A 12594-nucleotide genomic window follows, 5' to 3' on the forward strand; every position below is an offset into this window, starting at 1 on the left:
TATAAATTTAAAATCAAAAAAAAGTCAATAAATTCAATAGGTAACGAGAGAAAATTATTTGAAAAAATAATTATTTTTTTCTTTCAATCACATAATTTACCATTAAAATAAGTGCTTCTTTAAACTCCGAATCAGAATAACTATCTAAAAGCAAAAGTGCTTCTTGCTGGAATTCTATCATTTTTTGTTCTGCATAAAGCAATCCATTATTATTTTTCACAAAAGCAATAACTTCTTTGACGCGTTTTTTATCTTTATTATGGTTTTTAATGGAATTGATAAGCCATGTTTTCTCTTTTGAAGTACACGTATTTAAAACATGAATAAGAGGCAGCGTCATTTTTTGTTCTTTGATGTCAATTCCGGTAGGCTTACCAATGGCATCATCAGTATAATCAAATAAATCATCTTTTATTTGAAAAGCCATCCCGATGAGTTCTCCAAACTTGCGCATGTTTTCTACCTGAACTTCATCTTCGATAACGGATCTTGCGCCCAGAGCACAACAGGCAGCAATAAGTGTCGCTGTCTTTTTTCGAATGATTTCGTAATAAACATCTTCTGTGATATCAAGTCTTCGGGCTTTTTCAATTTGAAGTAATTCGCCTTCACTCATTTCGCGTACAGCGACAGAAATAATTCGTAGTAAATCGAAATCTCCATTATCAATGGAAAGCAACAATCCTTTGGACAATAAATAATCACCCACAAGTACTGCAATTTTATTTTTCCAAAGTGCATTTAGGGAGAAAAAACCTCTTCTGCGATTACTATCATCCACTACATCATCGTGAACTAATGTCGCCGTATGTATCAGTTCGATAACACAAGCACCACGATAGGTTCTTTCGTTTACTATTCCGGCTGAAACCATTTTGGCAGTCAGAAAAACGAACATAGGACGCATTTGTTTTCCTTTTCTGTTGACGATATAATACGTGATTCTATTTAACAAAGCCACTTTTGAAGTCATCGATTCATAGAACTTTTTTTCAAAAAGTTCCATTTCATTGAAAATGGGCTGTTTTATTTGTGAAGTAATGTTCATTTAGAATTCAAAGATACTATTTTAATAAAATAGTTTATATATTTTTTAACTAAGAGTTTAAAATAACAAGTGATTTTTTTGATTAATTTTATACAAATGATCATACAAAAATTGTATTACCTACAGACAATTATTGTTTTTTAAATCCCTACGAATACCCAATATACCCCAATTAGTTAGAAACCGTTTTATTAATACTAAAAACCTTTAAATTATTAGAGGACTGCACCGTTATTTTAAGCATATAATGAAATCAAATAATACAATTGGATTAAATTTAATTATTAGTATAAATTAAAAATTATGTATCATGAAAACAAAAATTTTATCAGGTATGGCATTTATATTGCTGAGTTTTTTTATCAGTTGTGATTCCAATAATAATGATAATGATCCTAATCCGTCTCCGGTACTGACAACTGCGGATGTTGCGATTGAATCAAAAATTGATGTCGCTATTGATGATGTGGTATTCATTGTCGAGGACCAATATACCGCTCAACAAAATTCATCCAATAAATCCAGCGCCACTTCAAAAGGATTTTTACCCACCTGCGCAACCTTTACAACAGTATTAGCAGATGGAATTTGGACTAGAACAATTGATTTTGGAACGGAAGGTTGTTTACTTCCAAATGGAAACCTAGTGAAAGGAAAAATAATTATTAGTTTTTCTACTGATTTTACCAGTCCCATAAGAACCATTTCCTATACTTTTGTCGACTTTTATCATAACAATAAACTTCTTCAAGGAAACAAAACAATCACCTACGAATTGAAAAGCACGGCCTTACTAGCTGAGGTTCATCCCGTAATGACTTTTACTGTTGATATGAAAATTACCTTTGATGACGGCAGAATTTATACAAGAACAGGCACAAAAGTTAAAGAAGCCGTTGAGGGAAATGGAACACCACTTATCTGGGATGACAATGTTTTTTTAGTAACTGGAAACAGCACAACAACTTTACCTGACGGGACCATCATAGTAAAAACAATAACCACCCCTTTGCGTTACGTAATGACTTGTAATTTACCATTTCCGGTGAGTGGAGTTGTTACGATCACTAAAAATGATTCTGAGAGAGTATTAGATTTTGGAACCGGAGCATGTGACAATCTCGCAACGCTAACAATTAATGGTGTTACAACCGAAATTACTCTTCAAAAATAACAGCTGTTTTTTATACCAAAAAGCATTAAGATCGTTTTCGGATATCTTAATGCTTTTTTTATGCTTCTTTATTGGCGAGTTGTCCGCAAGCGGCATCAATATCTTTTCCGCGGCTTCTTCGGACTTTGACCACAATTCCGCTTGCTTCTAGTGCTTTTATGTACGCATTAATTGATTCTTCGGAAGCTTGTTGAAATTCTCCATCATCAATTGGATTGTATTCAATAAGATTCACTTTGCAAGGAACATATTTACAGAACTTCACCAAAGCATCTATAGAAGCTTTATTATCATTGATGTCTTTCCAAACGACATATTCATAGGAGATTTTACTTTTGGTTTTTCGGTACCAATATTCTAATGATTCCCGTAAATCTGCCAAAGGAAAATTAGCACTAAACGGCATAATCCGAGAACGAATTTCATCGATTGCTGAGTGTAACGAAACTGCTAATTTGAATTTCACGTCATCATCTGCTAATTTCTTAATCATTTTAGGAACTCCCGAAGTCGAAACCATAATACGTTTAGGTGACATTCCCAATCCTTCCGGAGATGTAATCATTTCGATTGCCTTCAAAACATTGTTATAATTCATAAGAGGCTCTCCCATTCCCATGAAAACAATATTCGATAACGGATGATTGTAATACAAACGACTTTCTTTATCAATGGCAATTACCTGATCATAGATTTCAGCCGGTTCCAGATTTCGCATTCTTTTTAATCGCGCTGTTGCGCAAAAGTTGCAATCTAAACTACAACCCACTTGACTCGAAACACAAGCTGTAGTTCTTGTATTTGTAGGTATCAAAACCGACTCGACCACCAAACCATCATGCAAGCGAACAGCATTCTTCACGGTTCCGTCCTCACTGCGCTGCATCGTATCCACTTTGATGTGATTTATGACAAAGTGCGTTTCCAGCATAGTTCGTGTTCCCTTAGAAACATTGGTCATATCCTCAAAACTATGTGCGCCTTTGCTCCACAACCATTCGTAAACCTGGTTCCCACGAAAGGCTTTATCGTCATTAGCAACGAAAAAATCACGTAGTTGTTCTTTTGATAAGGCGCGTATGTCTTTTTTCTCGATTTCCATGGTGCAAATTTAATGACAATTTTGAATTATATTGATTTTTTTTAACCCTCAAATTTATATTTTGTAACTTTGTTTTTCTAATAGTAATAGACATGGGACTTCCAGAATTAAAACAGAAAATTCAAATGCAAATTGAAAATGCCGATGAGCGTTTATTGCGTATCGTTTCTTCGGTTTTTGATAATTATTTGAATGAAGTTGTTTCTTACGATGCAAAAGGAAATGCCTTAACACTCTCGGAATATCGTAACAAGGCTGAAGAAGGGTTGGAAGATATTAAACACAATCGATTAATTTCTCAAGAAAATCTCATTGAAGAAATGAAAACCTGGAAAAATGAGTAATCCTAATTATGCGATTTTCTGGACTACAAATGCAAAACTTGATTTAAAAGATATTTATCTTTCGTTAAAACAAAACATTTCTCCTCTTGTTGCCACCAAAATAACTAATGAAATTTTCGGAAGTTTAAATTCAATAATTTTTCCTGATCAATTTCAAATTGACGACTACAGAATTGATTGCAGAAGAATTATTATCCGTATTTACAAAATACTTTACCAATTACATGACAACACAATTTACGTTGTTAGAATATTCAATACTTTTCAAGACCCAATAAAAAGTTTAAAATAATGCATTTCATTTCCCAAGAATTAGAAGATTATATCGAGCAACATTCCGAAAAAGAACCTGCTTTACTGGCCGCGCTGAACAAAGAAACCTACCAGAAAATTCTGCTTCCGCGAATGTTGAGCGGGCATTTCCAAGGTCGGGTTTTGAGTATGTTGTCAAAATTGATTCGGCCTGTGAATATTCTTGAAATTGGTACTTATACCGGCTATTCAGCATTGTGTTTGTGCGAGGGCATGCAAGAAACCGGACAATTGCACACGATTGATATCAAAGAAGAATTAGTTGATTTTCAAAGAAAACATTTTGACAAATCACCTTGGGGAAAGCAAATTTTCCAGCATTTAGGAGAAGCAGTTGACATTATTCCAACACTGGACATCAAATTTGATTTGGTTTTCATTGATGCCGATAAAGAAAACTACCTCAACTATTTTGAATTGATTCTTCCAAAAATGAATAAAGGCGGTATAATATTGTCAGATAATGTGTTGTGGAGCGGGAAAGTACTGGAACCGCTGAATCCTAAAGATTTGAGCACAAAAATATTACTGGAATACAATCAGTTATTAGCAACGGATCCAAGAGTAGAAACGGTTTTACTACCTATTCGTGATGGATTGACAGTGAGTAGAGTTCTTTAGTTTAGGATATTTCTATTGAAAAACAAATGCCCTAGCCCTCATGGAAGCGGCATCCTTTTTCTTGTTATTCTGACCTAAGGAAGAATCACAAGAAAAAGATACAGCGTAGAGCAGGAAAAAGCTCTTGAATAATATTAAATTATTCATATAGGAAAATATTTTTGTTGTGCTATTTTGTATACTTTATACATCAAAAAACCAGAAGTAAGTCCGAACAAATAGCCTGATACAATGTCTAATGGATAATGCAATCCCAGATAAATTCTACTGTAAGCAAAAATCAAAGGCCATAAGAACAAGAATCCAAAAAATTTGATTTTATCCTTAAAATTAAAATACAAAAATGCCGCAACTGCCATTGAATTTGCAGCGTGCCCAGAGAAAAAACTAAATGAACTTCTCGACTGGACTACTCTAATAAAGGAATTAATTTCAGGATTATTACAAGGCCGTAATCGCTGGAATCCATTTTTGAAGAGATTAGTGGTTTGATCCGTAATGGTAATTAAAACAGCTACAAACAATAATAAATAGAGTGTTTGTTTTGCTCCCAGTTTTTTAAAAATTAAATACAATAAAAGCAAAAAAAACGGAACCCAATTGCTTTGTCTAGTAATAAATAACCAGAATCCATCAAAAGTTTCAGAACCTAAACTGTTTAAAAAAACAAACAATTCAATATCAAGAGACAATAGTTTCTCTAACATTACATCTGACGTTTTATTGGCCCTGTAATGTCTTCTATTACTTCTTTAGTAGTTTCAATTGGAGCGGTTGTATCTGCCAACAAGCTGTCTTTGGCTTTATTAATTTCTGAAGTAATGTTGCCGGTTATATCAGTAAATTGAGATGTATCGCCTAACAAATTATCTTTCGCTTTATTAATCTCGGATGTGATATTTCCTGTCATATCACTCAATGATTTTGCATCAAAACCATTTGCCTCTGCGCCTTTTTGAATTTCGCTTTTGATATCGTTAGTTGCATTTTTCAATTGTGCCATTGCTTTACCCATTGTGCGGGCAATTTCAGGCACTTTATCTGATCCAAAAAGCATGAGTACAATAAACATGATAAAAATTAATTCTCCTCCTCCTATACCAAACATATTTTATATTTTTTATTGTTACAAAGATATCAAATTTTGAATCTTTGCCTTTTAATTATTTCATAAAAAAAAAGACTCTTTTCAGAGTCTTCCTTTTAAATATTTGTTTGTTTAGTCGAATTTAGACTTTACTTCTTCTTTCGGCCAAGTATTATTTGTCACATCGATATCCGCGGTTTCTAACTTTGGATCTACTTGGATTTTTTTGATTGCTTTTTCAGTTGCATATACTTTCTTAGCAGTATCGTTGTTTTTTCTCCAAATTTGAGCTGGATATTTAAATGTTTCTTTTGAATCATCATCGTACGTTAACTCAACAATAAGTGGCATTATCATCCCTCCCGGCTTATTGAATTCTACTTCATAGAAATATTTAGGCGATTTTAATTTTGTTTTTTCATCAGCTGTAAAGTTTTTGTTTACATATTCCGATAATAGATTCATATCTGAAATGGCTAATGCTTTCTTATCTTTAGATGATAATTCTTCGCTAGTCCCAGGAACTAAATACACGAAAGGTCCTTTTTCCTGACCAAAACGTCCTCTTCTAACGACAGCATCTTTTAGTTCTTTAGTTGCAGCCTCAGATACGTAATATTGTTTTACTTCTTTCACACCGATATCTACAAAATCAGTGGAATAAAACCATCCTCTGAAAAACCAGTCTAAATCTACTGCCGAAGCATCTTCCATCGTTCTAAAAAAGTCTTCCGGAGTAGGATGCTTGAATTTCCATCGGTTTGCATATACTTTGAAAGCGTGGTCAAACAATTCTCTTCCCATGATCGTTTCTCTAAGAATATTCAAACCTGTTGCCGGCTTACCATAAGCGTTTGCACCAAACTGAACTATGGTTTCAGAGTTAGACATAATAGGCTCCAAGAATTTTTGATCGCCGCTCATGTAAGGAACAATTTTACTTGCAGGACCACGACTGGAAGGGAAGTTTGTTCCCATTTCTTGTTCAGCCATGTATTGCATGAAAGTGTTCAAACCTTCATCCATCCAAGACCACTGACGCTCATCAGAGTTTACAATCATAGGAAAGAAATTGTGTCCTACTTCATGCACTACTACTCCTATCATACCATTTTTAATACGCTCACTAGTCACTCCTTTTTCGTCAGGACGACCGTAATTCCAACAAATCATTGGATATTCCATACCTTGATCTTCCGCAGATACTGAAACAGCTTTTGGATAAGGATAATCAAATGTGTGTGCAGAATAACTTCTTAAAGTATGCGCTACAGTTCTTGTTGAAGTTTCTCCCCACAAAGGATTACTTTCTTTAGGATAAACTGAAATTGCCATTACCGTTTTCTCACTTAATTTAACTGCCATGGCATCATAAATGAATTTTCTGGAAGTAGCAATACCAAAATCCCTTACGTTTTTAGCACTGAATTTCCATGTTTTCTTCTTGTCAGAAAATCCTTTTTCGTTTGCTTCTGCTTCCGCTTGTGTTACGATAACAACTGGATTATCGTATGATTTCATAGCTAATTCATATCTTTTCACTTGCTCCGGAGTAAACACTTCGCTTCTGTTCATAAGCTCTCCTGTTGCTTCCATAACGTGATCTGCAGGCACGGTGATATTTACATCAAAATTTCCAAAAGGCAACGTAAATTCTCCCGTTCCCCAAAACTGCATATTCTGCCATCCTTCTACATCATTATAAACCGCCATTCTAGGATAGAACTGAGCAATCACATATAATTTATTTCCGTCTTTTTCGAATAATTCATATCCTGAACGACCGCCTTCTGCTCTATAATTGTTGATATTGTAAGACCATTTGATTGCAAAAGAAAATTTTTCTCCGGGTTTCATTGGCGTTGCCAAATTGATACGCATCATCGTTTGATTGATCGTATACGACAATGAATTTCCTTTGGCATCTTTCACAAACTCGATGTTGAATCCACGATCCAGTTCTTGTTTCAAAAATTTATTAGCAAAATTTCCTGCCGGAAAAACCTGCTCCATTCTTTGGCTTTCTGCCAAAGGAGTTTGTGAGTTTTTAGCAGCTTGATTTTGGTCTAACTGCACCCATAAATATTCTAAAGTGTCAGGGGAATTATTATAATACGTAACGGTTTCTGAACCGCTTAATCTAGAATTTTTGTCGTCAAGCTCAATGTTGATTTTATAATCCGCTTGTTGTTGGTAATAAGCCGGACCTGGAGCTCCTGAAGCCGTACGAAACATGTTAGGCGTGGCTAACAAATCATACATTTGACTAAACTTGTTCGTGTCGTACTTTCCGGTTTGTTTTGGCGCGACTGGAGCCGTTTTTTCCTGTGCAAACAATAATGCCGGGAAAAACAATAATAAAGATAATTTTTTCATAGGTGGAAATCTGGTTATTTCAATGCGTGAAAATAATAATTTTAAGCAGATACATCTACATTTATTAATATTTTAACACTCCCTTGGATGAAGACTCCGTAAAAAGTAATGTATTTTTGACTCCCGAAACATTGAAATGCATAATATTTTGTTGTTCAGAATTGCCTTCGGTTATTACGGCATTATAAATTTCCAACGTATTTATTTTTTGAATTTCTTTCATACTTAAGTAACATATAAGTACATCGCCTTCCATTTCTTTGCTTAAAAAATGTATGGGCTTCGTTTGACCATTGACCTTAATATAAAATTTTTCGCTGAAGTATTTTTTCAAAAGAGTGACATCTTCGACAGTTTCATTATCTGAACCTAAATTGATTTTCTTACTATACTTTTTTCCAACGGCGGCATTTAAATCGTCTACAAATATGCGAGTGGTTAACTGAAGCATTTTCTTATCCGGAGCGTAATTTACCTGATATAATGCCACATAAAATTTATGAACACTAAAAGATGTTAACGTTAATAATAGTAACCCAAAAAAAGTAATTAAGATTGTTTTTTTCATTCGAAGATTCTATTTGTTTTTTATCGGAAAATGGTATCGCCATTCTTCAATCTTAATTTGTATTCTGGAATCATGGCGATTTCATTTTTCAAAAGTAGTAATTCTTTTAAATTCTTCGTTCTTGGTGATTAAAAAATCAATTAGTAAAAACTCATCTTCTTCTTTCAAAAGATTTTTTGATTTTGGATCACTTTCGCAATAATCCAGAAAAAGACCAATTTCTTCCGTTTTCAACTTCAAGGTATTGGTAAAAAAATAGCGATCCAACCCTTTCGAAACCGTTTCGGAAAAATCTACTTGCGCATTCAATCCTGCTTTTTCGGCAGAATCTTTTTTAAACACTTTAGAAACCATTTTGAATATTCTAACAAAATCCATTCCGTTTTCTATGGTTCCATCTGAAGGAATGGTTCTGTTTATCGGTGAAGATTTCGCATCATCCGTAAATTGTATGTCTACAAATTTCTGAGTGTTCCCTATAACTGGCTTTATATCCGTTTTACCTTTTACAATTACTTCTTTCAAAAGCGTAGTTTGCGTTTCTAAAGCAACAACAAACAACGGTTTTGAGAAATCTTTTTCCTGAAGCACTATTTTCTTAGATTTAAAAGAAGGACTTGAAACCAGCAAAGTATCTTTGGCTTTAGCCAAAATATCAAAGAAACCTTGATTGCTGATAAAAGTTCTCGTTTTCGAATTCAGATTAAAAACATAACCGTTATCCACCAAAGTTAAGTCATTTACAAACTGACCGTGCAGTGATTTTCTGTTTTCGTTTTGCCCAAAAGAAAGTTGGCAAAAGAAAAGTAAGCTAAGAATTTTTATTGTCGTTTTCATCTCGATTTATTAAGTTTTGTATTTTATATCCCAGTCAATTCTCATTGTTTTAGTATGTCTTTGTATTCTTGTGCCAAAGCTACCATAAAAAACGAAGTTCTTTCTTCATTTTTGGATTCTAAAACTTTCAAAAAATTATCATTTTCTACTATGAAATATTTAAAACCATTTACGTAATCACTTGCAATTCCCAACTGAACTGTAAAGTATTCTTGATTGTACAATTCAGAAATCAATTTGATATAGTTTTCTTTTTTCTCCAATACAACTAATTTCTTAAGCCGTTTCGTTCTTCCATTGATCTTATTAATCAGCGGATCGAGTGGCATCGACCCACCTAAAAGATTCAATAGTTGTATAGGCTTGAGATCTCCAGCAGTTCTTAACCTTCGTTCTGCCGGACTATATTTCACCGGGTCTTTAGTTACAACACCCAATGAAAACGCGTTAATTTGATTCTTATTGACAATCACCTCTTTCAATTCTATCGTCTTAGACTCCATATAGATTGACAGCATTCCAAGTTCAAAGTCATTAAAACTGATTGTTTTCTTAAACGTTTTAAGATCTATAGCACTGAAGACCAATATATCATTGGCTTTCGCCAAAATAAAAAACGCTCCAGAACTATTTGTTTGCGTTATCTTTCCGTTTGTTAAATTTAAGATATTTATTCCATTTACACCAACAGAATCTACTCTGATTTTTCCCTGCAGCAACTTTTCATCCAGAGTTTGTCCAAAAGAAATTTGGCACAGTAAAAATAATATCCCCGATAAAATGCTATTGATTTTCAAAAATTATTATTTCGTTATAATTCTCAGCAAGTTTCACAATTAAATACATAACCAATGTCTTGTTTTTATCTCTAAGTGCGTTTGCAAAAGCAGCATCATCCACGCAATAATATTGGAATCCTTTTATGTAATCCGGTGGTATTCTTAATGTTTCCGTGTAATATTTATCTTCAAAAAGCATATCAATTCTAGCCAAAAGCTGTTCTTTTTTTTCTACAATAATTTCCTTTTTCAACATGGCTTTTCTCCCGGATATCGTATTCAATAGCCCGTCAATTCCGCCACCAGAAGTTGCTGTATATAATTTCCTTTCAGAAGGTGTGTACTTCTTTTGACCATAGGGAATAATGCCTAAACTCTCCGCAGTAATAGATGATTCATTCACTATTACTTCTTTCAAAATAATACTTTTAAGAATCATCAGGACCGTAATAACTTCCCCTAATAAATCCTGTTTGTTAATTTTCCTTCGGACACCTTCTAAATTTACGGCTGTGAAGACTAGAATATCGCCTTCTTTTACGGGGATTGTAAAAAAACCACTAGCATCTGAAACCGTTGCTTTTTCTGTTGACACATTTACAACGTTAATGCGATCCACTGCAACAGAATCTGAAGTTATTTTTCCTCGAATTTCCTTAGTAATATTGGCCTGCCCAAAGACAACTTGAACCAATAAAAGGACTATAAACTGTAGCGTATTTTTAATTTTCACTGGCAATTATTTCTTTATACTTTGTTGCTAATTCTCCTATCAAAAAAGTGGTCATTGTAACATTTTTAGATTTGAGAACAGTCACAAATCGTTCATTTTCGACACTGTAATACTCAAATCCCTTGACATATTCAGCCGGTATTTTTAATGTACTAACAAAATAATCCGTGGTAAACAGATTCTCCAATTGTCTCAAATAGGATTCTTTCTTCTCGACTTCAAGTTCTTTTTTCAGCATTTTCGTTCTTCCCGAAAACCAATTCAATAATGGATCTGCCGAAATAGATCCTCCCATCATGCTACCCGCATTAGCACTAGCATTAAGATGACTGGCAGTATATAACTTTCGTTCTGCAGGCGTGTAGATTTTTTGACCTTTAGAAACAATTCCTAATGAGACTGCATTAATCCTATTTTGAACAATCACCTCACGCAATTGATTCACAATAGGCGTCACTTTCACATAAAGAATTCCTTGAGCAAAATGATCTTGTGTCAAAAGTAATGTAGTTTCCTTGAATTGCGATGCCGAAAACAACAACGTATCTCCCACCGTTGCCTGAATCGAGAAACTACCTTCTTGATTTGTAATGGAAGCCTTCTCTGTTATTTTATTTATGACATAAATACCTTCCAAAACCGAAACATCAGCAGTCACTTTTCCGTTCAATTGCGTTCGGGAAGCTTCTTGTGACCAAACATTTGTCGCAACAAAAGCCAAAAATAAGTACACAAATCTAATCATCTCTTTGAAAGCCATTATTGACACCTCGTAAAAGTATCTTAATGCATTCCAAATTAATTACTAATGGGTTGGTAAAAAAATGTTAATTAAAAATTTGAAATAAAAAAGACTGATTTAATACCTTTAGCACAAATTATCCACAAAAATGAAAAATATACTAATCGCAAGTACCTCTACGCTTGCAAACGAGAATTATCTGGAGTATTTATTACCGGAATTGCAATTGCATTTTCAAAACTGCAATACGATTCTTTTTATTCCTTACGCCAGACCTAGCGGTATTTCGCATGAGGAATACACCACAATGGTACGCTTGGTTTTCGCCAAAATAAATAAAAAAGTAATCGGAATTCATGAGTTCGAAGATGCTGCATTAGCTGTAAAAAATGCAGAGGGAATTTTCACGGGAGGAGGAAGTACATTTATTTTAGTATCACAATTATACAAAAACAATGTTATGGAAATTCTTTCAGAAACAATAAAAAACGGAACGCCTTATTTAGGAACAAGTGCTGGAAGTAACATTTGCGGATTAACAATGCAAACATCAAACGACATGCCGATAGTTTATCCGCCAAGTTTTAAAACTCTAGGATTAATTCCTTTCAATTTGAATCCCCATTATTTAGACCCAGACACTACTTCGACACACATGGGCGAAACTCGTGAAACCAGAATAAAAGAGTTTCATGCTTATAATTCAGTTCCCGTTTTAGGGTTAAGAGAAGGAAGCTGGCTGGATGTAAAAGGTGACACAATTACTTTGAAAGGAAATTTGACCGCACGATTGTTTCGACAAAATCAAATTCCTGAAGAATTAGAACCTAGAACTGAATTGAATTTTGTAAAATAATTTTGCAAAATCTCC

General features: G+C 34.0%; 15 protein-coding genes. 5 read left to right on the plus strand and 10 right to left on the minus strand.

Annotated features, from left to right (window positions below):
* Positions 1-70 precede the first annotated feature (70 nt).
* Positions 71-1048, minus strand: a complete 978-nt coding sequence (locus BMX64_RS01650) for a polyprenyl synthetase family protein (protein WP_091165366.1) — start codon at positions 1046-1048, stop codon at positions 71-73.
* Between the two features lie 310 nt (positions 1049-1358).
* Between BMX64_RS01650 and BMX64_RS01655 the strand changes: the two genes are divergently transcribed.
* Positions 1359-2222 carry a hypothetical protein gene (locus BMX64_RS01655; protein WP_091165370.1) on the plus strand — a complete coding sequence of 288 codons (864 nt, stop codon included), beginning with the start codon at positions 1359-1361 and terminating at the stop codon, positions 2220-2222.
* 58 nt (positions 2223-2280) lie between these two features.
* Here BMX64_RS01655 and rlmN read toward each other — a convergent pair whose 3' ends face one another.
* Positions 2281-3324 (minus strand): dual-specificity RNA methyltransferase RlmN, encoded by a 1044-nt coding sequence (gene rlmN, locus BMX64_RS01660; RefSeq protein ID WP_091165374.1) that lies wholly within the window; start codon positions 3322-3324, stop codon positions 2281-2283.
* 92 nt (positions 3325-3416) lie between these two features.
* On the opposite strand from rlmN, the gene BMX64_RS01665 reads away from it, so the two are divergent.
* The 3 genes from BMX64_RS01665 to BMX64_RS01675 are packed head-to-tail and all read left to right on the plus strand — an operon-like array spanning position 3417 to position 4601.
* Positions 3417-3668 (plus strand): hypothetical protein, encoded by a 252-nt coding sequence (locus BMX64_RS01665; protein ID WP_091165377.1) that lies wholly within the window; start codon positions 3417-3419, stop codon positions 3666-3668.
* Positions 3661-3960 (plus strand): type II toxin-antitoxin system RelE/ParE family toxin, encoded by a 300-nt coding sequence (locus BMX64_RS01670; protein ID WP_091165381.1) that lies wholly within the window; start codon positions 3661-3663, stop codon positions 3958-3960. The genes BMX64_RS01665 and BMX64_RS01670 overlap by 8 nt, the downstream gene beginning before the upstream one ends.
* Positions 3960-4601 carry an O-methyltransferase gene (locus BMX64_RS01675; RefSeq protein WP_091165383.1) on the plus strand — a complete coding sequence of 214 codons (642 nt, stop codon included), beginning with the start codon at positions 3960-3962 and terminating at the stop codon, positions 4599-4601. The genes BMX64_RS01670 and BMX64_RS01675 overlap by 1 nt, the downstream gene beginning before the upstream one ends.
* A 143-nt stretch (positions 4602-4744) precedes the next feature.
* Here the strand turns inward: BMX64_RS01675 and BMX64_RS01680 are convergent, their stop codons facing one another.
* From BMX64_RS01680 to BMX64_RS15635, 8 genes are all read right to left on the minus strand, one after another.
* A complete protein-coding gene (locus BMX64_RS01680) occupies positions 4745-5308 on the minus strand; it encodes a phosphatase PAP2 family protein (RefSeq protein ID WP_091165385.1) in 564 nt (187 codons plus the stop codon).
* Positions 5308-5709 carry a twin-arginine translocase TatA/TatE family subunit gene (locus BMX64_RS01685; protein WP_091165387.1) on the minus strand — a complete coding sequence of 134 codons (402 nt, stop codon included), beginning with the start codon at positions 5707-5709 and terminating at the stop codon, positions 5308-5310. Before BMX64_RS01685 ends, BMX64_RS01680 begins: the two co-directional genes overlap by 1 nt.
* Positions 5710-5820: 111 nt before the next feature.
* Positions 5821-8064, minus strand: coding sequence for a M1 family metallopeptidase (locus BMX64_RS01690; RefSeq protein WP_091165390.1), 2244 nt, complete (start codon positions 8062-8064; stop codon positions 5821-5823).
* Between the two features lie 64 nt (positions 8065-8128).
* Positions 8129-8632 (minus strand): DUF6702 family protein, encoded by a 504-nt coding sequence (locus BMX64_RS01695; RefSeq protein ID WP_091165392.1) that lies wholly within the window; start codon positions 8630-8632, stop codon positions 8129-8131.
* A gap of 81 nt (positions 8633-8713) precedes the next feature.
* Entirely contained in the window at positions 8714-9469 is a 756-nt protein-coding gene (locus tag BMX64_RS01700) for a BamP family beta-barrel-assembly machinery protein (protein ID WP_244273198.1), read from the minus strand.
* A gap of 41 nt (positions 9470-9510) precedes the next feature.
* Positions 9511-10266 (minus strand): peptidase associated/transthyretin-like domain-containing protein, encoded by a 756-nt coding sequence (locus BMX64_RS01705; protein WP_091165394.1) that lies wholly within the window; start codon positions 10264-10266, stop codon positions 9511-9513.
* Positions 10253-10981 (minus strand): peptidase associated/transthyretin-like domain-containing protein, encoded by a 729-nt coding sequence (locus BMX64_RS01710; RefSeq protein ID WP_091166519.1) that lies wholly within the window; start codon positions 10979-10981, stop codon positions 10253-10255. Before BMX64_RS01710 ends, BMX64_RS01705 begins: the two co-directional genes overlap by 14 nt.
* Positions 10971-11741 (minus strand): hypothetical protein, encoded by a 771-nt coding sequence (locus tag BMX64_RS15635; RefSeq protein ID WP_244273200.1) that lies wholly within the window; start codon positions 11739-11741, stop codon positions 10971-10973. Before BMX64_RS15635 ends, BMX64_RS01710 begins: the two co-directional genes overlap by 11 nt.
* Before the next feature lie 130 nt (positions 11742-11871).
* Here BMX64_RS15635 and pepE point away from each other — a divergent pair, with 130 nt between their 5' ends.
* Entirely contained in the window at positions 11872-12579 is a 708-nt protein-coding gene (gene pepE / locus BMX64_RS01720; RefSeq protein ID WP_091165397.1) for a dipeptidase PepE, read from the plus strand.
* Positions 12580-12594 lie beyond the last annotated feature (15 nt).

It is taken from the genome of Flavobacterium sinopsychrotolerans, assembly GCF_900110375.1.
Classification (GTDB): domain Bacteria; phylum Bacteroidota; class Bacteroidia; order Flavobacteriales; family Flavobacteriaceae; genus Flavobacterium; species Flavobacterium sinopsychrotolerans.

Bases quoted from the DNA above. Each gene is read 5' to 3' on its own strand.
- BMX64_RS01650 (WP_091165366.1), bottom strand. From the start codon at position 1,048: ATGAACATTACTTCACAAATAAAACAGCCCATTTTCAATGAAATGGAA.
- BMX64_RS01655 (WP_091165370.1), top strand. From the start codon at position 1,359: ATGAAAACAAAAATTTTATCAGGTATGGCATTTATATTGCTGAGTTTT.
- rlmN (WP_091165374.1), bottom strand. From the start codon at position 3,324: ATGGAAATCGAGAAAAAAGACATACGCGCCTTATCAAAAGAACAACTA.
- BMX64_RS01665 (WP_091165377.1), top strand. From the start codon at position 3,417: ATGGGACTTCCAGAATTAAAACAGAAAATTCAAATGCAAATTGAAAAT.
- BMX64_RS01670 (WP_091165381.1), top strand. From the start codon at position 3,661: ATGAGTAATCCTAATTATGCGATTTTCTGGACTACAAATGCAAAACTT.
- BMX64_RS01675 (WP_091165383.1), top strand. From the start codon at position 3,960: ATGCATTTCATTTCCCAAGAATTAGAAGATTATATCGAGCAACATTCC.
- BMX64_RS01680 (WP_091165385.1), bottom strand. From the start codon at position 5,308: ATGTTAGAGAAACTATTGTCTCTTGATATTGAATTGTTTGTTTTTTTA.
- BMX64_RS01685 (WP_091165387.1), bottom strand. From the start codon at position 5,709: ATGTTTGGTATAGGAGGAGGAGAATTAATTTTTATCATGTTTATTGTA.
- BMX64_RS01690 (WP_091165390.1), bottom strand. From the start codon at position 8,064: ATGAAAAAATTATCTTTATTATTGTTTTTCCCGGCATTATTGTTTGCA.
- BMX64_RS01695 (WP_091165392.1), bottom strand. From the start codon at position 8,632: ATGAAAAAAACAATCTTAATTACTTTTTTTGGGTTACTATTATTAACG.
- BMX64_RS01700 (WP_244273198.1), bottom strand. From the start codon at position 9,469: ATGAAAACGACAATAAAAATTCTTAGCTTACTTTTCTTTTGCCAACTT.
- BMX64_RS15635 (WP_244273200.1), bottom strand. From the start codon at position 11,741: ATGGCTTTCAAAGAGATGATTAGATTTGTGTACTTATTTTTGGCTTTT.
- pepE (WP_091165397.1), top strand. From the start codon at position 11,872: ATGAAAAATATACTAATCGCAAGTACCTCTACGCTTGCAAACGAGAAT.